The organism is Pseudoxanthomonas sp., assembly GCF_036845285.1.
Taxonomy (GTDB): Bacteria; Pseudomonadota; Gammaproteobacteria; order Xanthomonadales; family Xanthomonadaceae; genus Pseudoxanthomonas_A.
On the sequence record NZ_DAIUEE010000001.1, the window covers coordinates 134,587 to 155,864 of the forward strand.

A 21,278-nucleotide genomic window follows, 5' to 3' on the forward strand; every position below is an offset into this window, starting at 1 on the left:
TGACTGATTGAATTGTCAATTCAATAGCAAAGTGAAGTGGACTTCAACAAACGAAACAAGTAGCGCTTCACCGTGGCTGCATGGACGAGAAGCAACTGTTTTCCACAAGGTTGAAGGCCGCTCTGGCTGCGGCCGGGGTGTCCGAGCGTCCCGGAGAGCTTGAGAAGCTTTTCAACCTGAAGTACGCAGGCAGACCCGTCACGTTCCAGGCGGTCCGGTATTGGCTGACCGGAAAGACGATCCCCACGCAGGACAAAGTCGATGTCCTGGCGGACCTCTTGGGTGTCGACCCCTACGAACTCCGGTTCGGCCGCAAGGGCGCTCGTCATCTCGCGGAGCCGAGGCTGGCTTGGTCCGCAAACCCGATAGATGCCCGTGACCGGATCGCCATGGAGCTTTATCAGAAGCTGTCGGACCCGCACCGCAAGGCCGTACGCGACCTCATCCGGGCGCTCGCCGCTGACTCCAGCCAAGCGTGATGGGGCCGCGACGGCTTGCCCGGCGCCACGCGAGCGCGCATGATGCATCGCAATTGCAATGCATCGAGCCGGCGATGAAGACATCCACCTTCCCCTCGCTTCGTGTGGATCCCGCCCTTCGTAAGGCGGCCGAAGATGTGCTGCGCGAGGGCGAATCCCTGTCCGGCTTCGTCGAGCAGTCGATCCGCGCCCAGATCGATCTTCGCCAGCAACAAGAGGCGTTCATTGCGCGCGGGATCGCATCGCGCGACAGCGCACGGCAATCGGGTACCTACCACGCGGCGAATGAGGTCCTGGATGAGCTGCGAGCCGCCTTGCATGAGGCGAAAGCGGACGGCAAAGGGAGGCGTTGATGTTCCATGTCCGCTTCACGGAAGAAGCGCGTTCGGATCTGGTGCGGCTGTACACCTTCGTCCTGCAGCGCGAGCACGATGGGCTTGACGCCGCCGAGGCTTCACTCCGGGCGATCGAACACGGACTCATGCTGCTGGAAACCTCGCCGTTCGCCTGCCGGCCGGCAGCTGGCAACCCTTTTCTGCGCGAGTTGGTGATCGGCTTCGGCGCGACAGGCTACGTGGCGTTGTTCGAAGTGGAAGACGCCGCGACGGTGACCGTACTGGCCGTGCGGCACCAACGTGAGCAGGACTACCGCTGACAGATGGCTTGCGGCCCGTCGTGTCAACCCTGAGGCATCGTGGTCAGTCGTGCAGCAGCCTGGCGGCGATGCGCTCCGCGACCTGCCGGTTGTCGCGATAGAACGCGGCGTTGTCCGCCAGGGACTGCCAGCGATGCTGGTCTTCCACGTGATGGCGCAGTTGGCGGACAACAGTGGGCATCAGCTGGCCTTGGTTGCCGGCGTCCGTGCGCTGGGCGACATGCAGCAGCTCGAGCAGCAGCAGGATGCCTTCATGGTTGCGATCCGCCTGCTGACGTGCGGCGACGGACAGGCGATCAAGCCCCGCGGGCGTCAATCGCGCGAGGCCGGGGTCCGCCAGGCTGTGGCCCGGGTCCGTCTGCAGCAGGTGCAGGGCATCGTCCAGGGGCGTGACGAAGGTCGCGATGGTGCCGTCGGCGACGGCACCGGTGGCAGGCAGCGCATCATGCGCGTGGTTCTCGGCGAGAGGCATCGACATCTCCTTGTGTCGGCGGGAGGGCATCGTGGTTGCTGGATCGCATGACCCGGGACGCGAGGCCCACGATACGGACCGACTTTATGAACTCAAAAAGTGCGCGTCAATTCACTTGGGTAGTGAATATGTGTGACTTCACGCCGCTAACGTGGCCGCCATGGGCAACGAGCGCGAAAAATTCTCGCAACGGCTGGCAAATGCCATGCAGCAGGCGGGGTACGACGTGCGGCCGAAGGTGTTGTTCAACCTGTTCAACAGCCACTATCGCGGGCGCTCGGTCACATTCCAGACGACATCGCGCTGGTTGGCGGGCAAGGCGATCCCCGCACAGGACAAGTTGCAGGTGATCGCGGACGTCCTGGGCGTTGAGCCACAGGTCTTGCGTTTCGGCACGCCGGCGCGATCGCGTGTCGCGGAAACGCGGCAGACATGGCCTGCCGGCGTCGGAAGCCGCGAGCGTCACGTGATCGACGCGTACCTGCAACTGCCTCAGAAGAAGCGCGAGCTGGTCGGCGACCTGGTCAAGGCGCTGGCGGACGGCTGAGGGCCGGACCGACAGCGCCCACGCTCAGCGCAGCACGACAGGCGGTTCACCGCCCACGATGACGATATCGGCAGGCCGCCGCGCGAACAGGCCCACGGCGACCACGCCGGGAATCTGGTTGATCTCACGCTCCATCGCCACCGGATCGGTGATCGACAGGTTGTGGATGTCCAGCACCACGTTGCCGTTGTCGGTGGTCACGCCGTCGCGCCACACCGGCTGGCCGCCGGTCAGCGCGAGGATCTCGCGCGCAACCAGGCTGCGTGCCATGGGGATGACTTCCACCGGCAGCGGGAACTTGCCCAGCACGGGCACCTGCTTGCTTGGATCGACGATGCAGACGAACTGCTTGCTGGCCTCGGCGATGATCTTCTCGCGCGTCAGCGCCGCGCCGCCGCCCTTGATCAGGCGCTTGTGCGGATCGCACTCGTCGGCGCCGTCCACGTACAGCGACAGCGTGCCGGTGTGGTTGAGGTCGAGTACCTCGATGCCATGCTGCTTCAGGCGTGCCGTGCTCTGCTCCGAACTGGAGACCGCGCCCTTGATGCGGTCCTTGATGCCGCCCAGTGCATCGATGAAGTACGCCACGGTGGAGCCGGTCCCGACGCCGACGATCATGCCGTCCTCGACGAACTCGATGGCCTTTTCGCCGGCCAGGCGCTTTGCTTCGCTCATGGGGTCAACACTCGTGTAAGGGAAGGGGGTTGTAGGAGCGACGCACGTCGCGACCGGAAAGGTGAAGCGTCCCGCCCGCCGTCGAGGGAGGTCGTGATGCCCCGGCGCCTGACGGCGCACGGTCGCGACATGCGTCGCTCCTGCAGGAAAAAGAAGCTCATTCGAGCGCCAGCAGGAACTTCCATTGCGCGGCGGTAACCGGCAACACGGACAGGCGGGTGCCGCGCTGGATCAGCGCGAAGCCTTCGCCCAGGTCGTCGGCGTGCTGCTTGATCTCGTCCAGCGTGATGGTGCGTTTCAGCTTGCGCTCGAACTTCACGTCCACCAGCGACCAGCGCGGTTCTTCGCGCGTACTCTTGGGGTCGTGGTAGTCGGACTTCGGGTTGAACTGCGTCTCGTCCGGATAGGGCGCGCTCGCCACGGTGGCGGTGCCGACGATGCCGGGTTCCTTGCAGTTGGAGTGATAGAACAGCACGCCGTCGCCGACCTGCATGTTGCGCATGAAGTTGCGCGCCTGGTAGTTGCGCACGCCGTTCCACGGCTCCGTTCCGACCTTCTTCAGGTCGTCGATCGAGAAGGCATCCGGTTCGGACTTCATCAGCCAGTAGTGCTTGCGGGAGGTCATGGCGTGGCGTTCGATAGGGAAGGGGAAAGCAGCGTGTCGCGCTCGGTACAGACCGCATCCAGCGGTACGTCCCAGGGCTGCGCGCCCAACGCGTCGATGCGCTGCGCTTCAAAGCCGACCCCGACCAGCCACGGCGTAGCGGGGCGCTGCAGGCGCGGCGCCAGCGTGCGGTCGTACCAGCCGCCACCCATGCCGAGCCGATGCCCGGCGGCGTCGAAGCCCACCAACGGCACGATGATCAGCGCCATCTCAATGGCCGACAAACCGGAACTCGGTTCGATATCCGGCTCCGGAATGCCATAGCGGTTGGTCACCAGCGCATCGCCGGGGCGCCAGGGTGCGAAACGCAGCGTGTTGTCGTCCGACAGCAGCGGCAGGCAGTACACCAGGCCGGCCGGCAGCCGCAGCTGCCAGCTGTGCAGGCCGATTTCGCCATCCATCGCCCAATAGCCGGCCACGTAGCCGGTGGCCGGGAAGAACGGCAGCGAGAACAGGCGCGTAGCCAGCGCATCCGCGCCTGCGATGCGCTCGGCAGCGGGCAAGGCTCGTCGACGCGCACGCAGTTCGCGTCGCAGCGCATCACGCTCGGCGGTCATGGCAGACAAGGAGAAGGACAGGGCATGCGCGAATTTTACGGCATGCGCACCGGCGTTGCCGGTGGGACCGCAGGAGCGGCGTCAGTCACGGCCCTGTGCGTCGGATCCCTAGTGCAGTCGGCTTCGTTTCGAAGTCATCCCGCTCAAGGGCGGGTGCAACAGGACCGGCCGGGTCGCGGCTGATGCCGCTGCCGCGGGAAAAAATACGTCCTCCGCCATGCACGATGTTCGCGAAACGACCTTGAACCCGGGGTTCAAGTGGGAAGGTTGGGTAACCATCGGGCTTTCCGCTGCGAGGCAGACCTGCACTCCCGGTAACCGTCACCATCCCGTGGTCGTAATTAAGGGACAAGGCGAATGTTTGCGCTCACTGTCGAGTACAGCAGAGGACGCGGGGCCAGTATAGCGATCGAGGACTTTTTGCCTAGCCCGTTCGTCGGCGGATTCAGTGCGCAGTCGGCGACGTGCGCATGCCGTCACGATGCGCCGAGCGCGCCATCCAGCTTGCGGTGCAGGTCCTGCAGGGTGCGCTCGACCTCGCGGTTGCGCGCGTGCTGCTCATCGCGCAGCTGCTGCAATTCGTGTGCCAGGTTGAGGGCGGCCAGCACGGCGATGCGATCCACCGCGGCCATGCGGTTGCTGCCGCGCACTTCGCGCATGCGGCTGTCGAGCAGCTTGGCGGCGGCCATCAGGCTGGAGCGCTCGTCGGGCGCGACACCGACCGTGTATTCGCGGTCCAGCAGGTGGACGCTGACCGGCTCGTTGGTGCTCACGTGTGCTGCTCCAGGGACTTGAGGCGGCTGATCATCGCTTCCACGCGCGAGCGCGCCTGTTCGTTCTTCGCCAGCAGTTGCGAGCGTTCGCCGACCAGGTGTTCCTGCTGCTGGCGCAGGCTGCGGTTCTCGTCCGTGAGTCGCTGGCAGCGGTCCGCCAGGTCCTGGATGCGCGTGCTGAGTGCGCGGAGCTGGTCGAGGAGGTCGGCGGTGTCCATGGCGGCCACGATAGGCATGCGGTCGGCGGGCGGTCAAGCGCGGGCGGGACCGCGGAGCGGCAGCGGTCGCGATACCGGGACCCTGATCGCGACTGGCGTCGCTCCCGCAGGGCGTCAGGAAGCGACGCGCATGCCGGAGCCGGGATAGTAATCGCGGATGAAGCGCAGGCACTGGTCGGCGCCCAGCGCCTGCGACACCCAGTGGCCCTGGACCTCGTCGCACCCGTGGTTGCGCAGGAATTCGTACTGGTCCCAGGTCTCGACGCCTTCGGCCACCACCTTCAGCGCCAGCGACTGGCCCATGGTGATGATGGTGCTGGTGATCGCTTCATCGTCGGTGTCATGGGTCAGGTCGCTGATGAACTCGCGGTCGATCTTCAGCGTGGTCAGCGGCAGCCGCTTCAGGTAGGCCAGCGACGAATAGCCGGTCCCGAAATCGTCGATCGCCAGCGAGATGCCAAGCCGGCGGCAGGCGCGCAGGGTATCGGCATTCTGTTCGGGGCTGGCCATCACCACGCTTTCGGTCAGCTCCAGTTCCAGCCGGCTGGCCGGTACGCCGGTTTCTTCCAGTGCGCGGGCCACCACGGTCTGCAGGTCGCCGCGTTGCAACTGGGTAGCCGAGACGTTCACTGCCACGCTGAGTTCCTCCAGGCCTGCATCGTGCCATTCGCGCAAGGTCATGCAGGCGTTGCGCAGGGCCCAGGCGCCGAGTTCCAGGATCATTCCCGACTCTTCCGCCAGCGGGATGAACTGCGCCGGCGAGACCATCCCGAATTCCCGGCTGTCCCAGCGCAGCAGCGCTTCGACACCGGTGATCCGCTGGCGCGAGATCGACAGGCGCGGCTGGAACACGAGCGACAGTTCGTTGCGGTCGATCGCCCGGCGCAGCGCGCTGGCGAGGATCGCGCGATGGCGGTTCTTCTCGTCCATCGATTCCGAATACACCTGGTAGGTGTGCCGGCCCATCGCCTTGGCCTGGTACATGGCGGTGTCGGCGTGCTTCAGCAGTTCGGTCGGCACCTGCGCGTGCTCGGGGTACAGGCTGATGCCGATCGAGGGCGACACCGCCAGTTCCAGCCGCTCGCCGAAGTTGAGCGGAACGCGGAAGGCGTCGATGATGCGCTGCGCGACCTCTTCGGCATCGGGCATGCCGTTGATGTCTTCCAGCACGACGGTGAACTCGTCGCCGCTCAGGCGGGCCACGGTGTGCTGGGTACCCACGGTCTGTTGCACGCGCGCGGCGGCCGAGCGCAGGATGCGGTCGCCCGTGGCATGGCCGAGCGAATCGTTGATGTCCTTGAAGCGGTCCAGGTCGATGAACAGCACCGCCACGTGCCCGTGCTCGCGGCGCGCCCGCACGATGGCGCGCGACAGGCGCTCGGACAGCAGCGAGCGGTTCGGCAGGCTGGTCAGGGTGTCGTAGTTGGCCAGGTAGCGCAGTTCCTGCTCGGCGCGCTTCTGCTCGGTGATGTCGGTGAGCACCTGCACGTACAGCGGGCGTTCTCCGCTGGCGTCGGGTACCACGTTGGTCTCGATGCGGCAGAGGATTTCCTCGCCGTCCTTGCGCACCTTCCAGATCTCGCCGGACCAGCGCCCGGTCAGGCGCAGTTCGCGGTTCATCCGCTCGAAGAAGGCGTCTTCGTGCTGGTCGCTGTCCAGCATCGTCATCGGCTGGCCGATGATCTCCTGTTCCGCATAGCCGGTGATGCGGGTGAAGGCCGGGTTGATGGTGATGAACTGGTGCGCCCAGTCCAGCACCGCCACCGCCTCGTTCATGCTGCGCATCACTTCGCCGGCGATGCGATGCTCGTACTCGGCGTTGCGGCTGGCGGTGATGTCGCGCGCGGTGCCGGCGATGCGGATCGGCTGGCCGTCGGCGTCGCGCTCGACCACGCGCCCGCGCGCGCGGACCCACACCCACGTGCCGTTGCCGGCCATGTCCATGCGGTGTTCGGACATGAAGAGCGGCGTCTTGCCCTGCAGGTGCAGGCGCAGGCGTTCCTGCACCAGCGGCAGGTCTTCGTCATGGATGGTCGGCACCTCACCCTGGCGCGTCAGCACGGTGATGTCGGCCGTCTGCACGGCGCTTTCGTCCGCACGCATCCGGTAGAGCCGGCGCTGCACCAGGTCGTAATCCCAGAACTGTTCGCCCGAGGCCCACAGCGCCAGCTTCAGGCGTTCGTCGCGGTTGCGCAGGGATTCGCTGCGCAGCGGTTCCTGCGGCGCCTGCCGGCTGGCCAGCCATGCCTGCCACCAGCGTCGCGTGCCAATCACGATCACGCCCACCAACACCGCGCCGGCAAGCCCCATGGCCAGCCGGGACGACAGCGGGGAAGCCGTTGCCAGGAGTGCAGCGACAGAAGAGGCGTGCATGGAGGGGACGGTCGGCCAGCGTGTAGGCGATGCGCGAGTGTAGGCATGCGTACACACGCACAACAAGGAGGGAGGCGGGTTTTCGTTGGTACACTTGCGCGGTTGTCCGAAACCCCTGACGGATTGCGTTCTTCTATGCCCGACCTTCCCGATATCGCCGACGTGGCGGCCGCCGCCCGCCAACTCGGCCTGGCCATGGACGCCCCGGAACTGCACGGAGTGCTGTGCGGCTGGCTGGCTGGCGGTGGCACGGCCGACGACACCTGGCTGGCCCGTGCGCTGGCCGACGACCAGGTGCCTGCCCCGGTGGCGGGCAGTCCGCTCGACCAGTTGCGCCAGTGCGCGGTCGCCCAGCTGGAAGACCGCAGCTTCGCCTTCGACCTGCTGTTGCCCGCTGCCGACCGGCCGCTGGACGAGCGCGCCGAGGCGCTGTTCTCGTGGTGCCAGGGGTTTCTCGGTTCCTTCGGTCTGGCGGCCGGCGCATCGCCGCCGTTGTCGGAAGAAGGACAGGAAGCGCTGCAGGACCTGGCCCGGCTGGCGCAGGCCTCGGCCGAGAGCAGCGACGACGAGGAAGACGAAGATGCGCTGGCCGAACTGGAAGAGTTCGTCCGCGTCGCCGTCCTGTTGTTGCATGGCGATTGCGTGCTCGGGCCCCGGCACCGCCGGAGCCTGAACTGATGAAGGCCGTCGCCGGCATCGGCGCGGCGGAATTCGCCCGCCGGCGCAAGCAGCTGATGCGGCTGGCCGGCAACGACGCGATCCTGGTGCTGCCCGCCGCCGCCGAGCGCGTTCGCAGCCATGACACGCATTATCCGTACCGGCAGGATTCGGACTTCTGGTACCTCAGCGGCTTTCCCGAGCCTGACGCGGTGCTGGTGCTGGTGCCGGGCCGCAAGCACGGCGAGACCATCCTGTTCTGCCGCGAACGCGATCCGGAGCGCGAGGGCTGGGACGGCCCGCGTGCGGGCCAGGACGGTGCGGTCAACGACTACGGGATGGACGATGCCTACCCGATCGACGATCTGGACGAAATCCTGCCCGGCCTGCTGGAAGGGCGTTCACGCGTCTACTACCACTTCGGCCGCGATGCCGACTTCGACCTCAAGCTGATCGGCTGGGTGCGGCACGTGCGCGCGCACGTGAAGCAGGGCGCGCAGCCGCCGCACGAATTCCTCGAACTCGGCCACCTGCTGCACGACCTGCGGCTGTTCAAGTCGAAGGCCGAGATCACGCTGATGCAGCGTGCCGCCGACATCAGTGTCGAAGCGCACCGTGCGGCGATGCGCGTGGCGCGCCCCGGCATCCGCGAATACGAACTGCAGGCCGACGTCGAGCGCGTGTTCCGCGCCCATGACGCGTGGCCTGCGTACAACAGCATCGTCGGCGCCGGCCGCAATGCCTGCGTGCTGCATTACCGCGCCAATACGGCACAGGCGCGCGACGGCGAGCTGGTGCTGATCGACGCCGGCGCCGAGTACCGCGGCTATGCCGCCGACATCACCCGCACGTTTCCGGTCAACGGCCGCTTCACGCCGGCGCAGCGCGCGCTGCACGACCTGGTCGGCGACGCCCAGCGCGCCGCGCTGGACTGCGCGCGCGTCGGCGTGCCGTACGAAGCCGGCCATGTCGCCGCAGTCGAAACGCTGACCGAAGGCCTGCTCAAACTCGGCCTGCTGAAAGGCACGCTGGAAAAGCACCTGGCCGAAGGCACCTACCGTCGCTTCTACCGCCACAAGACCGGCCACTGGCTGGGCCTGGACGTGCACGACGTCGGCGACTACCGGATCGACGGCGAATCGCGCCTGCTGGAAGCCGGCATGGTGTTCACCATCGAACCCGGTCTCTACGTCGGCCACGACGACGAGAGCGTCGACGCCAAGTGGCGCGGCATCGGCATCCGCACGGAGGACGACGTGCTGGTCACCGACGGCGAGCCGCGCGTGCTGACCGACGCGCTGGCGCGCAGTGCGGACGAAATCGAAGCGGCGATGGCCGCTGGCTGACGACGGCCCAGGCGATCTAGGCAGTCACCACGCGCACGTCGTCAATCCACAGCTGCCGCCATCGGGCGGTCTTTTCGTCGGGTGCCAGCGCCTGCGGTGAGGCCGGCACGGCCGGCGCGAAGGCATCGCGCGCGTCCATGCATCCGGCATTGACGGCCGCATAACGCCGGTCGCCTTCCTCGAACACGACAGCCACCAGCACGCCGCAATTGCCGCACAGCAGGAACTGTGCCGCTTCCGATCCCTGCCGGTAGCGGTGCAGGCGCTCCGGAGGGTGGATCCGGATGACCAGGCGCGCCTTCGCATCGGATATCCATGCGGCCCCGTGCGCGCGGCAGAAGCTGCAGTCGCAGGCGCGGGGCGCCGTTCCCGCGGGGACGAGGGACATTGCGAGCGTCAGGGTGAGCGCACCGCAGTGGCAGCCACCGTGCAGGCGCGATGGAGGCGACGCCATCGCCGGATCACTCGGCGGCGGAACGCCAGGTCGCCGGCGTTTCATTGGTGACGGTGTCCGCGCCCGCCCGTTCGGCTTCCAGTGGCCGGATCTCCAGCGTCAGGCCGAAAGCGAGGCAAGGATTGCCGGCCGCGATCTGCGCGGCGTGCTCCAGCGAGTCGGCGACGATGAACCGGTAGCCGCCGACCAGTTCCTTCGCCTCGGCGAACGGGCCGTCGGTGATGCCGCTGCGCGACACCTGCTTGCCGCGGTGCTCCAGCCGGCTGCCGGGCTTGAGCACGCCGTCGGCGAGGCCCTGCTCGTACCAGGTGTAGAAACGGTCGATGGCGTCCTGCACGTCTTCTTTCGATGCGCTTTCGTCCCACTGCCCGCGGGAGATGAGGAGGTAGTCGGAGGTCGTCATGGAGATTTGCCGGCCGGAGGGTCGGATTATGCGTGCGCCAGCGCCGCCAGCAGCAGCAGGCCCCACAGGCCGAGCACGGCGAGGAAGTTCACGGTGAACACCAGGCCACGCAGGCGCACGTTCGGCGTCATCACCTGCACCGCGCTGTGCAGCACGCGACCGGCAACGAAGATCCACGCCAGCGTGATCGCGGCGTGGCAGGTACCGAGCAGCATCAGCGCGAGGCAGGCGACGTGGAAGAACAGCGGCCACTCGAACTGGTTGGACAGGTTGGCGCTGATGCGGGGTTCGAGCTTCGCCCACGGGTTGCTGCCATCCGCGCGACGGCCGATGCCCCAGATGGCGGGCGCCCGCGCGACGGTCAGCAGGACGTAGAGCAGCGCCGCGAGCGCGACATGCGTCGTTATCGGCAGCAACAGGGCGGTATCCGGGGACACGAGCGATGTCATGGCAGCGGCGGATTCGCCAGATAGGCCGCACCGAGGGCGGCGAACAGGCAAAGCAGGATGAAGAAGCCGTAGCGCACGCGGAACGGGATATCCGGCTTGCCGTAGCGCTGTTCGGCCTGTCGCCTGTCCAGACGCCAGCCGTGGTTGCATTCCGGACAGGCCAGTTGGTAGCGCCGGCCATAGACGAAGCCGAACAGCAGGTCGAACTCGCCGTACTTGTAGGTGAGTTGCGGCTGGAAGTCGCGCTCCTCGTCGCAATGCGGGCAATGCTGCGGTTCCGGCTCACCCACCGGTACGACGCGCTCGCCCTGGCCGATCATGAACATCATGCGTGCCGTCCCCTTGCGTGCATGCCGATTTCCCTCAGAGTCGACGGGATTCTGTGGGGGCGTCGGGATGGCGTCAAATCATGGTGGCGCTGCGTGTACGCCAACATTCGCGGGTGATGAATCCGTCTTCGCCGTTGCCAAGTACGCCGATGTCGTCTCCAGCAAGTTGCATAGTCAGTGCCCGTCGTGATCGAAGGCGGGACTCGAGGGCGTGTCGATGGCAAGCGCCTCAGCGATCGAAGACCAACGCCTGTGCAACTTGAGCGTGACGACGACGGCAGCGATGACGCTCGCAGCAAGCAGAATGGTCGAGACGAAATCCCGTTGACGAGCGCCTCATAACGACGCCCGTGCCGATCGGTAGTGACGAATACCTTGGGCGCTGGTCCACTGATTCTCAGCACCCCTGGGAATCTAGAACTGCCTGCGCTACTTGCCTTGCCCGAGTAGGCAGCCTGGACAAGTAGTCATGATTGACACACCCCCTCTTTATCCACACTCCCGCCAAAGCTTCGCTGCAGTCCTCGACGAGGTCTTCGTCCTCCGCCGCATCGCAGGCGACAACGAGAAGAGCACTCTCTGAATCCTCTTCCACATAGTCACCGAGATATTTAGCGCAATCGAGTCGATCGCCATACTCGGACGATTTGTCGAGCAGGATGCCTATCATCGCAACCCTGTCTCCGGTCCTTCTAAATGCCCTCACAACCATCTCCCCAATTCAACTCAAGCTTCTGAAAAAGCGGCTGACGCGGTTGATGCAATCGGAGCAAGCGTTAGCCTAGGGAAGCGATGCGCATCCGGGGCGCTTAGTACGGAACCAGTCCGATTCCCGGGTGCGGCCTGCGGCCTTACCCAGGCTACGACAGTCGATTCCTCAGTGTTGTTCGGCAAACGCCGGCCGCGTCAGGTTGTCGGCATCACCCTCGGTGCACAGCACCTCATCCTCGATGCGGATGCCGCCGTACGGGCGGAACGCGTCGACGCGCGACCAGTCGACGCTGCTGGCATGGCCGTTCTTCTTCACCTCGTCCAGCAGCAGGTCGATGAAGTACAGGCCGGGTTCTATGGTCACCACCATGCCGGGTTCCAGTACGCGGGTCATGCGCAGGTAGGGATGGCCGGCGGGGCGTTCGATGCGGCCGCCGCGGTCGCTGGCGGCGAAGCCGGCGACGTCGTGCACCTGCAGGCCGATCGGATGGCCCAGGCCATGCGGGAAGAAGGCCGCGCTGACGCCGGTGGCGACTGCCGCTTCCGGCGAGACGGTGATGACGCCGAAGTCCTTCAGGATGCCCATCAGGGTGTGATGCGCATCCACGTGCAGCTGCTTGTAGTCGACGTTCGCGCGCACGCCGGCGCACATGCGCTGCTGCGCGGTGTCGACCGCATCGATCAGCGCCTGGAACTCGCTGCCGGTGTCGTAGGCGTAGGTGCGGGTGATGTCGCTGGCATAGCCGTGGAAGCTGGCGCCGGCATCGATCAGAAAGCTGCGCAGCGTTGCCGGTGCGACGCGCTGCAGTTCCATGTAGTGCAGGATCGATGCGTGCTCGTTGAGGCCGATGATGTTGCCGTAGGGCAGGTCGTTGGCGTCCTGGCCGACGGCGGTGCAATAGGCCATGTGGATGCCGAACTCGCTCTGGCCCGCGCGGAACGCGGCTTCGGCGGCGCGATGGCCGCGCACGGCCAGGCGCTGCGCCTGCCGCATCAGCGCGATCTCGTACGGCGTCTTGTACGAGCGCTGGTATTCCAGGTACTGGATGACCGGCTCGGGATTGTTCGGGGCGTAACGCTGGTCAGGAGCCGCGCCCAGCGAACTCTGCGGCTCGCCGAGGATCGCGCTGCGTGCGGCAGGCGGCAGCAGTGCCGCGGCGTCGTCGGGCTTGCGGATGATATGGACGTCGACGTAGTCCACCCACCAGCCGCTCGGTGCGTCCGGCACCACATGCCAGTAGTCGAACGGCTGGTAGAAGATCACCTTCGGCCGCTGCCCGGGCGTGTACACCAGCCAGCTGTACGGCAACCGCGTGAGCGGCAGCCACGCCTTGAATTGCGGGTTCACCGCGTACGGGTAATCGCGGTCGTCGAATACCTGCCAGTGCTGCGTGCCGCTGGGGACCACCAGGTGGTCGAAGCCGCCACGCGCCAGCGCTTCGTCCGCGCGCCGCTTCATCGTCGCCAAATGGTCGGCGTACAGCGGGACGAGGTCGGTATCGAAGGAAGCGGGTGCGTTCATGGCGGCGGCTCGTGCAAGAGAACCGCCATTTTGCCGCAATCGTCCAGGGCGGGCGTTGCGCGGCCGGTCGCCTGGCGCGTTATTCCGCCTCGGGGCCGGCGTTCACCCAGTTCCGCAGACGTTCCAGCGGTTCGCGGTCGATGGTCAGGAAGCGCAGGCCGGCAAAGGCCTGTCCGGGGGTGTTCGCCGCCGCCGACCAGACCAGGTGTGCGCCGACGTCGATCGGCAGGTCCTGGCCGCGCGCATCCTGCAGGTGGAAGCGCAACTGGTACAGCGCGTCGTCGACCACCGGTTCGGTGGCCACCAGCAACATGCCCGATTCGGACAGATTGCCCAGCCGGCCGATCACCTGTTCGGTCATCAGGTCGAATACAGGCACCGGCTTAGGCACGGCGCGCCGGCGGGCGCGGCGGAACTCGCGCATCATGCGGCGTCTCCTGCGGGTTCGCCGCTGCGGCCGGTCAGGCTGCGCAGCGCGCTGAGGGTGGCGTTCCAGGCGCGGTCGATCAGGCGGCCGCGGTCTTCGGTGACCACCTGGGCCTGGCCCTTGGCCATCAGGTGCGCCAGCGTGTCCAGCGAATGCTCGCCGACGCGCTGGCCGCGCTGGTTGACGAACAGCGCGTTGCCGGTCACCGGGCTGAACCACGACAGGCGCTGGCGTTGCACGTCGCCCTGCTGGTTGCGGGTGAACTCGAACCAGGTGCCGAACGGCAGCGTGCGCAGGTAGTCGAAGCACTCCTGTTCCTGCGGCGTCCGCGGCTGCGTGGGCTTTTTCTTGGCCTCGCCCTGGCCGCCCAGGCGCGCGCGCCTTCAGGCGGGCGGTCAGCTCGGTGCGCGAGGTGGTTTCGTCTTCCTCGGCGCTGGACAGCCGGCGCGAGATCGCGGCGGCTTCGTCCTCGTGGTAACCCACCTGCACCAGCGACTTCTCGATCTTGCCGGCCAGCTCATGGTTGGCCGGCTGCGACGAAGTGGTGGCGGCGACGATTTCCAGCGTGGTCTGCAGCTGGTCGGCCCATTCGGTCGACGACTCGCCGTTGCGCAACTGGGTAAGCGTCAGTACGTCGGCCCAGGCCTGGCTGAGCAGCGCCTGCACGAATTTCTGCGGCTTGGCTTCGGCCATGGCCGATTCGATGGTGTCGACCGCTTTCTGCTTGGCGATTTCCAGCCGGTCCTTGCCGCGCGCGGCTTCGATCTGCCGGCGTTCGGCCAGTTCGGCCTTGCGTGCCGCAGCCTGCAGGTGCTGCTGCACGTCGCGGTTGGCATCCTCGAAGACCGCCTCGTCGCCTTCGTACGTCTCGACGACGGTTTCGACGGCCTTGTGCAGCCGCTGCACCAGGTGCGGATCGACGTCGTCGTCGCCCAGCCAGGTCGCGCCGGATTCGGCGACCGTGTTGAGCAAGTCGCGCGCAGGATGCTGCGCACGCAGGAAGAAGTTGCGGTCGCGCAACGCGGCCTGCACGACGGGCACCTGCAGTCGCACCAGCATGTCGGCGGCCGGTGCATCGTGCTGCACTTCTCGCTCGATCTCGTTGTAGAGCAGGTCGAGCAGTTCGAACGTATCGGAATCGGCACTCGCCAGCGTCGCACCGGGGCCATGCTTGGCGCGGACCTCCGCCAGCATCACCTGCTGCAGGTCGGCCACGGTACGGCGCGGCTGGTCCGGCATGCGTGCCGGCAACGGTGCCGTCTGCAGGGCCTGCAAGGTGTTCAGCACATCGGGTGTCGGCAGCAGGCGACGGGCATGGCCGCCGCCCGTGTGTCCCTGCGCGCCGCCACCGCCGGTACCACCGCCACCGCCACCGCTGGCAGTACCACCACCACCACCGATCTGTCCGCCTGGCCCGTGTGTGTTCCCCGCCAAGCCGTCACCGCCCGGGCCGCCACCGGCATCGCCCGCGATCGAGTCGATCTCGCCCGCCTGCGCGAGCGCATCGGCCTGCAAGCCACCGCGGCGGATGGAAAGCAGTTTCTGCAGGACTTCGAACGAACCCGCCGTGCCCTGTGGCGCTTGCCCGTCTGCAGGTGCGCCTTCCGGAGTGGTGCCGCCCGCCGGGGCCGATGTCGCCGGTCCGGTGAATGTGGTGTTCCCGGTCAGTGCTCCGGCGACCGCATGCAGCTGCTCCGGTGTCAGCGTGGCCCAGTGCGATGCGCTCGCCTGGCTCTGCCAGCTGGTCATGGGGCGTGCGCCGCCGTCCGCTTCGTCGCGCGGGGGGCGCACGATGTCGAGGCTGCGTGCGCGTCGCGGCATGTAGGCCAGCCCCGGCAGGATGCCTTCGCGCGCGAGGAACTGGTTCACCGTGTTCGCCCACTCGGTGTAATTCAGCATCACCTTGTGGTCGAAGCTGCGATACAGCACCAGTTGCGCATCGATGGACAATTCGAGGCAGGCGGCCGCGTCCTTCAGCAGGTGCGACAGGCGATGCGGCCCCAGCGGCAGCGTCTCGGCCTCGTAGGCGGGACGGCAGGCGAGCACGCCGAACCGCTGGCCCAGCATCAGGATCTGCGCGTTGCCGCGCTGCTCGTGCCGGCGCGCGACTTCGCGCAGCACGATCTCCTGGTCCATCGCCGCATCCTCGACCAGGGTCAGCGTCTGGTAGTCCAGCCGCAGCTGCGGCGCTTCGCCGGCGGGTCGCACGCTGCGAAGCGCCGCCAGTTCCGCTTCCAGCGCGAACATGTACTGCGGCACCAGTTCGACGCGGTTCTTCTGCAGCGAACGCAGGTCGACGAAGATCTGCGTCTGCGCGTGGTTGCTGCGGGCCTGCTCGGCCTGCTTGAACAGTTGCTGCTCGAATTCCACCAGCATGCCGTTCAATGCGGCGACGAAATCGGTGGCGATATGGTCGAACAGGTTCTGCAGCACGCGCCGCACGCGCGGCGGCAGCGCCGACGATGCGATCGTGGTCGGCGCGGCAGCGGACGTCGGCGGTCGTGTCGCGGTCATCGGTACGTTCTGCTCCCCTCTTGCAGCATCATTATCACACCCGGCATTGCCTGCGCACCCATCCGTCGCCTCGCCGCAGGGCATCCGGGCATCAGGTGTCCAGGAACAGCTCGATCACATCATTGGTGAACCGGCGGCCCAGTGCCGTGGGGCGCACGTGCGTGTCGGAGATCGCCAGCCATCCCCGTTGCAAGGCCTGTTCCAGTGCGGACGCGATGCTCGACGGCGGCAATCCGGTGGTGGCGGTGAAGTCCGCCAGCGCAAAGCCTTCCTGCAATCGCAGTGCATTGAGCATGAATTCGAACGGTCGCCGCTCTGGCGTGATGTCGTCGTCGCCACCGATCGCCAGCGGGGTGCCGGCGGCAGCGAGATACGCGGTGGGATGCTTCACTTTCCAGCGGCGCAGCACCTGCTGCGTGGCACCGACGGTGATCTTGCCGTGCGCGCCGGCGCCGATGCCGACGTAATCGCCATAACGCCAGTAGTTGAGGTTGTGCGCGCAGCGACGCCCCGGGCGCGCGTAGGCACTGACCTCGTAATGCTGATAGCCCGCATCGGCCAGCAGGGCCTGGCCATGTTCCTGCATGTCCCAGGCGTGATCGTCGTCGGGAATGCCCCGCGGCGGCCGGGCGAAGAAGACGGTGTTCGGTTCCAGTGTCAGCTGGTAGTGCGAGATGTGCGCCGGCTGCAATGCGAACGCGCGTTGCAGGTCGTGTTCGGCCATCGCCAGGGTCTGCCCGGGCAGGGCGTACATCAGGTCGAGGTTGATATTGTCGAAGCCGGCATCCTGCGCAAGTTTCACCGCGTGCTCGGCCTCGCGGCTGTCGTGGATGCGGCCGAGCTTCTGCAGGCTGTCATCGTCGAAGCTCTGGATGCCGAAGCTGATGCGGTTCACTCCGGCGGCACGGTAGCGGTCGAAGCGGCCGTGTTCGGCGGTACCGGGATTGGTCTCCAGCGTGATCTCCAGCCCGGGCGCGAAGCGCAACCGGCTGCTGGCGCCCTGCAGGAAGCGGTCGATCGCCTCTGGCGGGAACAGGCTGGGCGTGCCGCCGCCGAAGAACACGCTGTGCACGGCGCGGCCCCAGACCAGCGGCAGGTCCTGGTCAAGATCGCGCAGCAGAGCGTCGACGTAGTCGTCGAACGGCAGCTCGCCCTTGCCCTGGTGCGAGTTGAAGTCGCAGTACGGGCATTTGCGCACGCACCACGGCATGTGCACGTAGAGCGAGAGGGGTGGCGGGATCAGCATCGGTCAGGCCAGGTCGAGCAGCCGCTGCTTGAGGCCGGCCAGGGCCTTGCCGCGATGGCTGATGCGGTTCTTCCCGGTGAGCGGCATTTCCGCCGCGGTCTGCCCCCGCTGCGGATCGAAGAACACCGGATCGTACCCGTGCCCGCCGTCGCCACGGCGTTCGTGCAGGATGCGGCCGCGCCATTCGCCTTCCACGATCAGCGGCTGCGGGTCGTGCGCGTGGCGCAGCAGCACCAGCACGCAGTAGAAATGCGCGCCGCGCTGTTCGCCGGCGACATCCTTCAGGGCGTCCAGCAGCTTGTCGATGTTGCGGTCCGCGTTGCCGTGATCGCCGGCGTAGCGCGCGGAGTACAGGCCGGGCGCACCGTTGAGCGCATCCACGCAGATGCCGGAGTCGTCGGCCAGCGCGGGCAGGCCGGTCTGCAGGCTGGCATGGCGCGCCTTGATCAGTGCGTTCTCGACGAAGGTGGCGCCGGTCTCGTCGGCATCCTCGACGCCCAGGTCGGACTGCGCGACCAGTTCGATGCCGGTATCCGCGAGCAGGCCGCGGAGTTCTTCCAGCTTGCCCTGGTTGGAGGAGGCGAGGACGAGTTTCATGTGGATCAGCCCTTGGGTTGCAGCAGGTCCCAGCGATTGCCGTAGGCATCGCGGAACACGGCGACGGTGGCGTAGCTTTCCTCGCGCGGTGCTTCCAGGAATTCGATGCCGGCGGCGGTCATGCACGCATGGTCGCGCCAGAAATCGTCGGTCTGCAGGAAGAAGCCGACGCGACCGCCGGTCTGGTCGCCGATGCGCGCGCGCTGTTCGTCGGTACTGGCAACCGCCAGCAGCAGGTCGGTGCCGCCGTCGCCCTTCGGCGCCACGCGCACCCAGCGCTTGCCGCCGCCGAGGTCGGTGTCTTCCCGCAGCTCGAAGCCGAGCGCATCGCGATAGTGCGCGATGGCGCGGTCGTAATCGTCGACGAGCAGGGTAACCAGGCTGAGGGTCTGGGACATGCGGGGAATCCGTCGGATGAGGTAGTGGTCGTGGGAGCGACGTAAGTCGCGATGGTGGGTCGGTAAAGCCTCATCGCGACTTACGTCGCTCCCACGAGTGAAGAGGGTGAAGGAGTTATCCCGCCAGCGCTGCGCGCTGGGCGGCGAACAGTTCGCCGATGCCCTTCTCGCCCAGTGCGAGCAAGGCATCCAGTTCATCGCGACGGAAGGCGTGGCCTTCGGCCGTGCCCTGCAGTTCGATGAAGCCGCCGCCGTCGTTCATGACGAGGTTCATGTCGGTGTCGCAGTCGCTGTCCTCGGGGTAGTCCAGGTCCAGCACCGGCACGCCGCGGTAGATGCCGACCGAGACCGCCGCGACCGCGCCATGCACCACATCGCGCTTGATATCGTTGCGGCCCTTCAGCCAGTTCACCGCATCCACCAGCGCCACGTAGGCGCCGGTGATGGCGGCCGTGCGGGTGCCGCCGTCCGCCTGCAGCACGTCGCAGTCCAGGGTGATGGTGCGTTCGCCCAGGGCGCCGCGATCCACGCAGGCGCGTAGCGTGCGGCCGATCAGGCGCTGGATTTCCAGCGTTCGGCCGCCCTGCTTGCCGCGCGAGGCTTCGCGGTCGCTGCGCGTATGCGTGGAGCGCGGCAGCATGCCGTACTCGGCGGTCACCCAGCCTTCGCCCTTGCCGCGCAGGAAGCCGGGCACCTTGTTCTCCACCGTCGCCGTGCACAGCACGCGGGTGTGGCCGAAGCTGACCAGCACCGAACCTTCCGCGTGGCGGGTGTAATTGCGCAGGATGCTGACGTCGCGCATCTGGTCGGGCTGGCGGCCGCTGGGGCGGGAGAAGGACATGGGGGCATCCACAATGAGGGGGGCGAAGTCTACCAGCCCGCCCCGCCGGACCCGGCTGCCGCCACGCGGGCTGCTAAGATGCGCCGCTCACTGGTCCGATGGGCACCTGCATGATCCGCAGCATGACGGCGTTCGCTACCGCCGAACGCGCCACCGAGGGCGGCACGCTGGCGGCCGAACTGCGTGCGGTCAACCACCGCTTCCTGGAACTGGGCGTACGCCTGCCGGACGAACTGCGCGTGCTGGAGCCGGCGCTGCGCGAGCGCGTCGCTTCGCGGGTATCGCGTGGCAAGCTGGACCTGACCCTGCGCCTGCGGGCTCCCGAAGGCGAAGGCGCACTGCAGCTCAACGCCCGCGTCGTGGCACAGCTGTCCGAACTGGCGCAGGACCTGTCCGCGCGGTTGCCGAACCTGCGCACCGAACTGACCGACCTGCTGCAGTTCCCCGGCGTGTTGCAGAGCAAGGGGGTGGACATGGACGCGCTGCAGGTCGAGGCGCTGGCACTGCTGGATACGGTGCTGGACCAGTTCGTCGCGGCGCGCGAACGCGAGGGCGGCAAGCTGGTGGCGGCGATCCTGGAGCGCGTGGACGGCATCGCCGCGCTGGCGGCCGAGGTGCGCACGCTGATCCCGCAGATCCGCGCAGGCCAACGGCAGAAGCTGGAAGCGCGCCTGGCCGACGTGGCCCAGAACATGGAGCAGGGCCGGCTGGAGCAGGAACTGGTGCTGTGGCTGCAGAAGCTGGACGTGGACGAGGAACTCGACCGCCTGGACAGCCACGTCAAGGAGATCCGCCGCGTCTTCACCCAGAAGGAGCCGCAGGGCCGCCGGCTGGACTTCCTGCTGCAGGAGTTCAACCGCGAAGCCAATACGCTGGGCTCCAAGTCCGTCGACATCCGCACCACCAACATCGCGGTGGAGTTCAAGGTGCTGATCGACCAGATCCGCGAACAGGTCCAGAACATCGAGTGAGTCGGTGATTTGTGATTGGTGATTCGCAGGAGCAGCGGTTGTACGGTTGCAATGAAACGACACGCGGGAAACGCCCTTTGAGCGCAACGATGAACCAGCAGACCTTGAGCGAGCGTGATTCGGCTCCAGCGAATCACCAATCACGAATCACGAATCACGGCTCCAACCGCGGGACGCTCTACATCGTCGCGGCGCCCTCCGGCGCGGGCAAGAGCAGCATCGTCAACGCGGTGCTGGCGTGCGACGCCGACATCGCGCTGTCCATCTCGTTCACCTCGCGCGCGGCGCGCCCGGGCGAACGGCATGCGCAGCACTACCACTTCATCAGCGCGGACGAGTTCAAGGCGATGATCCGTGCCGGCGACTTCTTCGAGTACGCCGAAGTGCACGGCGACTGGAAGGGCACGGCCCGCCAGTCGGTGGAGCCGCAGCTGGACGCCGGCAAGGACGTGCTGCTGGAGATCGACTGGCAGGGCGCGCGCCAGGTGCGCGACAAGGTGCCGGACGCGGTCAGCGTGTTCATCCTGCCGCCGTCGCGCGATGCGCTGGAGCAGCGTATGCGTGCCCGCGGGCAGGACAGCGAAGAGGTCATCCAGCGCCGCCTGGCCGCGGCCCGCGAGGAGATGTCGCACTACGCCGAGTTCGACTACGTCATCGTCAACGACGTGTTCGACGAGGCGGTGGCGCAGATGCACGCCATCTTCACCGCCAGCCGCCTGCGCCGTGAGGCACAGGACGTGCGCCACGCCGACCTGATCGCGGCGTTGCTGGCGGAGTAACGTGTAAGAGGGGCTTCAGCCCGCGCCCCGGTGGTCGTTCCGTGTGCAGCCATGGTGAACGCGCCGCAGCGCGCCCGGCTGGAGAACGACCTGGCGTCGAGTGGACGTCCAGAGGTGGCCTGGCCCTCATGTTTGAGGGTGGGATCCAGGCTAACCACTTGATTTTCAAGGAAAGGCTTGCATTGCGGGCCTTGGCTGCCTACAATCCCGGCCCCTTTCCG

The 21,278-nt window shown here is 67.0% G+C and carries 25 protein-coding genes and 1 other RNA gene; 8 read left to right on the forward strand and 18 right to left on the reverse strand.

The features are described from left to right. Positions 1–80: 80 nt before the first annotated feature. The 3 genes from V7060_RS00645 to V7060_RS00655 all read left to right on the forward strand — a co-directional run bounded on the left by V7060_RS00645 (position 81) and on the right by V7060_RS00655 (position 1,134). A complete protein-coding gene (locus V7060_RS00645) occupies positions 81–479 on the forward strand; it encodes a hypothetical protein (protein ID WP_334177341.1) in 399 nt (132 codons plus the stop codon). Between the two features lie 74 nt (positions 480–553). Then, positions 554–832: a YlcI/YnfO family protein gene (locus tag V7060_RS00650; protein ID WP_334177342.1), complete on the forward strand. Its 279-nt coding sequence runs from the start codon at positions 554–556 to the stop codon at positions 830–832. Next, positions 829–1,134, forward strand: coding sequence for a type II toxin-antitoxin system RelE/ParE family toxin (locus tag V7060_RS00655; protein ID WP_334177343.1), 306 nt, complete (start codon positions 829–831; stop codon positions 1,132–1,134). The genes V7060_RS00650 and V7060_RS00655 overlap by 4 nt, the downstream gene beginning before the upstream one ends. Positions 1,135–1,177: 43 nt before the next feature. On the opposite strand, the gene V7060_RS00660 is transcribed toward V7060_RS00655, so the two are convergent. After that, positions 1,178–1,606: a hypothetical protein gene (locus V7060_RS00660; protein ID WP_334177344.1), complete on the reverse strand. Its 429-nt coding sequence runs from the start codon at positions 1,604–1,606 to the stop codon at positions 1,178–1,180. Positions 1,607–1,766: 160 nt separating this feature from the next. On the opposite strand from V7060_RS00660, the gene V7060_RS00665 reads away from it, so the two are divergent. Next, complete coding sequence (locus V7060_RS00665; protein WP_334177345.1) at positions 1,767–2,153, forward strand: hypothetical protein; 387 nt, start codon at positions 1,767–1,769, stop codon at positions 2,151–2,153. A 24-nt stretch (positions 2,154–2,177) separates the two neighbouring features. On the opposite strand, the gene rpiA is transcribed toward V7060_RS00665, so the two are convergent. The 7 genes from rpiA to V7060_RS00700 form a co-directional block, all read right to left on the reverse strand. Then, positions 2,178–2,828, reverse strand: coding sequence for a ribose-5-phosphate isomerase RpiA (gene rpiA / locus V7060_RS00670; protein ID WP_334177346.1), 651 nt, complete (start codon positions 2,826–2,828; stop codon positions 2,178–2,180). A gap of 157 nt (positions 2,829–2,985) precedes the next feature. Then, positions 2,986–3,453, reverse strand: a complete 468-nt coding sequence (locus tag V7060_RS00675) for an EVE domain-containing protein (RefSeq protein ID WP_334177347.1) — start codon at positions 3,451–3,453, stop codon at positions 2,986–2,988. Continuing rightward, the gene (locus V7060_RS00680) at positions 3,450–4,049 is read right to left on the reverse strand and encodes a 5-formyltetrahydrofolate cyclo-ligase (RefSeq protein ID WP_334177348.1); all 600 of its coding nucleotides are present in this window, start codon (positions 4,047–4,049) and stop codon (positions 3,450–3,452) included. The genes V7060_RS00675 and V7060_RS00680 overlap by 4 nt, the downstream gene beginning before the upstream one ends. Before the next feature lie 205 nt (positions 4,050–4,254). Beyond that, a non-coding RNA gene (gene ssrS, locus V7060_RS00685) (6S RNA) lies at positions 4,255–4,441 on the reverse strand. An 84-nt stretch (positions 4,442–4,525) separates the two neighbouring features. Continuing rightward, on the reverse strand, positions 4,526–4,822 hold the full coding sequence (locus V7060_RS00690; protein ID WP_334177349.1) for a cell division protein ZapA: 297 nt from the start codon (positions 4,820–4,822) through the stop codon (positions 4,526–4,528). Beyond that, on the reverse strand, positions 4,819–5,040 hold the full coding sequence (locus tag V7060_RS00695) for a TIGR02449 family protein (protein WP_162336742.1): 222 nt from the start codon (positions 5,038–5,040) through the stop codon (positions 4,819–4,821). Before V7060_RS00695 ends, V7060_RS00690 begins: the two co-directional genes overlap by 4 nt. A 114-nt stretch (positions 5,041–5,154) precedes the next feature. Next, positions 5,155–7,413, reverse strand: coding sequence for an EAL domain-containing protein (locus V7060_RS00700; RefSeq protein ID WP_334177350.1), 2,259 nt, complete (start codon positions 7,411–7,413; stop codon positions 5,155–5,157). A gap of 135 nt (positions 7,414–7,548) precedes the next feature. Between V7060_RS00700 and V7060_RS00705 the strand changes: the two genes are divergently transcribed. Both V7060_RS00705 and V7060_RS00710 read left to right on the forward strand, forming a co-directional pair. Then, positions 7,549–8,091 carry a UPF0149 family protein gene (locus tag V7060_RS00705; protein ID WP_334177351.1) on the forward strand — a complete coding sequence of 181 codons (543 nt, stop codon included), beginning with the start codon at positions 7,549–7,551 and terminating at the stop codon, positions 8,089–8,091. Beyond that, a complete protein-coding gene (locus V7060_RS00710) occupies positions 8,091–9,416 on the forward strand; it encodes an aminopeptidase P N-terminal domain-containing protein (protein ID WP_334177352.1) in 1,326 nt (441 codons plus the stop codon). Before V7060_RS00705 ends, V7060_RS00710 begins: the two co-directional genes overlap by 1 nt. A gap of 16 nt (positions 9,417–9,432) precedes the next feature. Here V7060_RS00710 and V7060_RS00715 read toward each other — a convergent pair whose 3' ends face one another. From V7060_RS00715 to rph, 10 genes are all read right to left on the reverse strand, one after another. Then, positions 9,433–9,804: a GFA family protein gene (locus V7060_RS00715; protein WP_334177353.1), complete on the reverse strand. Its 372-nt coding sequence runs from the start codon at positions 9,802–9,804 to the stop codon at positions 9,433–9,435. Positions 9,805–9,877: 73 nt separating this feature from the next. Further along, positions 9,878–10,273, reverse strand: a complete 396-nt coding sequence (locus tag V7060_RS00720) for a YciI family protein (RefSeq protein ID WP_334177354.1) — start codon at positions 10,271–10,273, stop codon at positions 9,878–9,880. A 26-nt stretch (positions 10,274–10,299) separates the two neighbouring features. Continuing rightward, positions 10,300–10,722, reverse strand: coding sequence for an MAPEG family protein (locus V7060_RS00725; RefSeq protein ID WP_334177355.1), 423 nt, complete (start codon positions 10,720–10,722; stop codon positions 10,300–10,302). Beyond that, positions 10,719–11,051 (reverse strand): hypothetical protein, encoded by a 333-nt coding sequence (locus tag V7060_RS00730; RefSeq protein ID WP_334177356.1) that lies wholly within the window; start codon positions 11,049–11,051, stop codon positions 10,719–10,721. The genes V7060_RS00725 and V7060_RS00730 overlap by 4 nt, the downstream gene beginning before the upstream one ends. A gap of 877 nt (positions 11,052–11,928) precedes the next feature. Then, positions 11,929–13,284 carry a Xaa-Pro dipeptidase gene (gene pepQ / locus V7060_RS00735; RefSeq protein ID WP_334177357.1) on the reverse strand — a complete coding sequence of 452 codons (1,356 nt, stop codon included), beginning with the start codon at positions 13,282–13,284 and terminating at the stop codon, positions 11,929–11,931. A 79-nt stretch (positions 13,285–13,363) separates the two neighbouring features. Next, positions 13,364–16,225: a DUF1631 family protein gene (locus V7060_RS00740; RefSeq protein ID WP_334177358.1), complete on the reverse strand. Its 2,862-nt coding sequence runs from the start codon at positions 16,223–16,225 to the stop codon at positions 13,364–13,366. Between the two features lie 91 nt (positions 16,226–16,316). Beyond that, positions 16,317–17,471, reverse strand: a complete 1,155-nt coding sequence (gene hemW / locus V7060_RS00745; protein ID WP_334177359.1) for a radical SAM family heme chaperone HemW — start codon at positions 17,469–17,471, stop codon at positions 16,317–16,319. Positions 17,472–17,474: 3 nt separating this feature from the next. Then, a complete protein-coding gene (gene rdgB, locus V7060_RS00750; protein WP_334177360.1) occupies positions 17,475–18,068 on the reverse strand; it encodes an RdgB/HAM1 family non-canonical purine NTP pyrophosphatase in 594 nt (197 codons plus the stop codon). Positions 18,069–18,073: 5 nt separating this feature from the next. Next, complete coding sequence (locus V7060_RS00755) at positions 18,074–18,466, reverse strand: VOC family protein (protein WP_334177361.1); 393 nt, start codon at positions 18,464–18,466, stop codon at positions 18,074–18,076. Positions 18,467–18,581: 115 nt separating this feature from the next. Next, entirely contained in the window at positions 18,582–19,307 is a 726-nt protein-coding gene (gene rph / locus V7060_RS00760) for a ribonuclease PH (protein WP_334177362.1), read from the reverse strand. A gap of 110 nt (positions 19,308–19,417) precedes the next feature. On the opposite strand from rph, the gene V7060_RS00765 reads away from it, so the two are divergent. Then, on the forward strand, positions 19,418–20,278 hold the full coding sequence (locus tag V7060_RS00765; protein ID WP_334177363.1) for a YicC/YloC family endoribonuclease: 861 nt from the start codon (positions 19,418–19,420) through the stop codon (positions 20,276–20,278). Between the two features lie 89 nt (positions 20,279–20,367). Further along, positions 20,368–21,057, forward strand: a complete 690-nt coding sequence (gene gmk, locus V7060_RS00770) for a guanylate kinase (protein WP_334177364.1) — start codon at positions 20,368–20,370, stop codon at positions 21,055–21,057. Positions 21,058–21,278 lie beyond the last annotated feature (221 nt).

Excerpts from the sequence above, each read along its gene's own strand:
- V7060_RS00645 (WP_334177341.1), top strand. The coding sequence starts at position 81 with ATGGACGAGAAGCAACTGTTTTCCACAAGGTTGAAGGCCGCTCTGGCT.
- V7060_RS00650 (WP_334177342.1), top strand. The coding sequence starts at position 554 with ATGAAGACATCCACCTTCCCCTCGCTTCGTGTGGATCCCGCCCTTCGT.
- V7060_RS00660 (WP_334177344.1), bottom strand. The coding sequence starts at position 1,606 with ATGCCTCTCGCCGAGAACCACGCGCATGATGCGCTGCCTGCCACCGGT.
- V7060_RS00665 (WP_334177345.1), top strand. The coding sequence starts at position 1,767 with ATGGGCAACGAGCGCGAAAAATTCTCGCAACGGCTGGCAAATGCCATG.
- rpiA (WP_334177346.1), bottom strand. The coding sequence starts at position 2,828 with ATGAGCGAAGCAAAGCGCCTGGCCGGCGAAAAGGCCATCGAGTTCGTC.
- V7060_RS00675 (WP_334177347.1), bottom strand. The coding sequence starts at position 3,453 with ATGACCTCCCGCAAGCACTACTGGCTGATGAAGTCCGAACCGGATGCC.
- V7060_RS00680 (WP_334177348.1), bottom strand. The coding sequence starts at position 4,049 with ATGACCGCCGAGCGTGATGCGCTGCGACGCGAACTGCGTGCGCGTCGA.
- V7060_RS00695 (WP_162336742.1), bottom strand. The coding sequence starts at position 5,040 with ATGGACACCGCCGACCTCCTCGACCAGCTCCGCGCACTCAGCACGCGC.
- V7060_RS00700 (WP_334177350.1), bottom strand. The coding sequence starts at position 7,413 with ATGCACGCCTCTTCTGTCGCTGCACTCCTGGCAACGGCTTCCCCGCTG.
- V7060_RS00705 (WP_334177351.1), top strand. The coding sequence starts at position 7,549 with ATGCCCGACCTTCCCGATATCGCCGACGTGGCGGCCGCCGCCCGCCAA.
- V7060_RS00710 (WP_334177352.1), top strand. The coding sequence starts at position 8,091 with ATGAAGGCCGTCGCCGGCATCGGCGCGGCGGAATTCGCCCGCCGGCGC.
- V7060_RS00715 (WP_334177353.1), bottom strand. The coding sequence starts at position 9,804 with ATGTCCCTCGTCCCCGCGGGAACGGCGCCCCGCGCCTGCGACTGCAGC.
- V7060_RS00720 (WP_334177354.1), bottom strand. The coding sequence starts at position 10,273 with ATGACGACCTCCGACTACCTCCTCATCTCCCGCGGGCAGTGGGACGAA.
- V7060_RS00725 (WP_334177355.1), bottom strand. The coding sequence starts at position 10,722 with ATGACATCGCTCGTGTCCCCGGATACCGCCCTGTTGCTGCCGATAACG.
- V7060_RS00730 (WP_334177356.1), bottom strand. The coding sequence starts at position 11,051 with ATGATGTTCATGATCGGCCAGGGCGAGCGCGTCGTACCGGTGGGTGAG.
- pepQ (WP_334177357.1), bottom strand. The coding sequence starts at position 13,284 with ATGAACGCACCCGCTTCCTTCGATACCGACCTCGTCCCGCTGTACGCC.
- V7060_RS00740 (WP_334177358.1), bottom strand. The coding sequence starts at position 16,225 with ATGACCGCGACACGACCGCCGACGTCCGCTGCCGCGCCGACCACGATC.
- hemW (WP_334177359.1), bottom strand. The coding sequence starts at position 17,471 with ATGCTGATCCCGCCACCCCTCTCGCTCTACGTGCACATGCCGTGGTGC.
- rdgB (WP_334177360.1), bottom strand. The coding sequence starts at position 18,068 with ATGAAACTCGTCCTCGCCTCCTCCAACCAGGGCAAGCTGGAAGAACTC.
- V7060_RS00755 (WP_334177361.1), bottom strand. The coding sequence starts at position 18,466 with ATGTCCCAGACCCTCAGCCTGGTTACCCTGCTCGTCGACGATTACGAC.
- rph (WP_334177362.1), bottom strand. The coding sequence starts at position 19,307 with ATGTCCTTCTCCCGCCCCAGCGGCCGCCAGCCCGACCAGATGCGCGAC.
- V7060_RS00765 (WP_334177363.1), top strand. The coding sequence starts at position 19,418 with ATGATCCGCAGCATGACGGCGTTCGCTACCGCCGAACGCGCCACCGAG.
- gmk (WP_334177364.1), top strand. The coding sequence starts at position 20,368 with ATGAACCAGCAGACCTTGAGCGAGCGTGATTCGGCTCCAGCGAATCAC.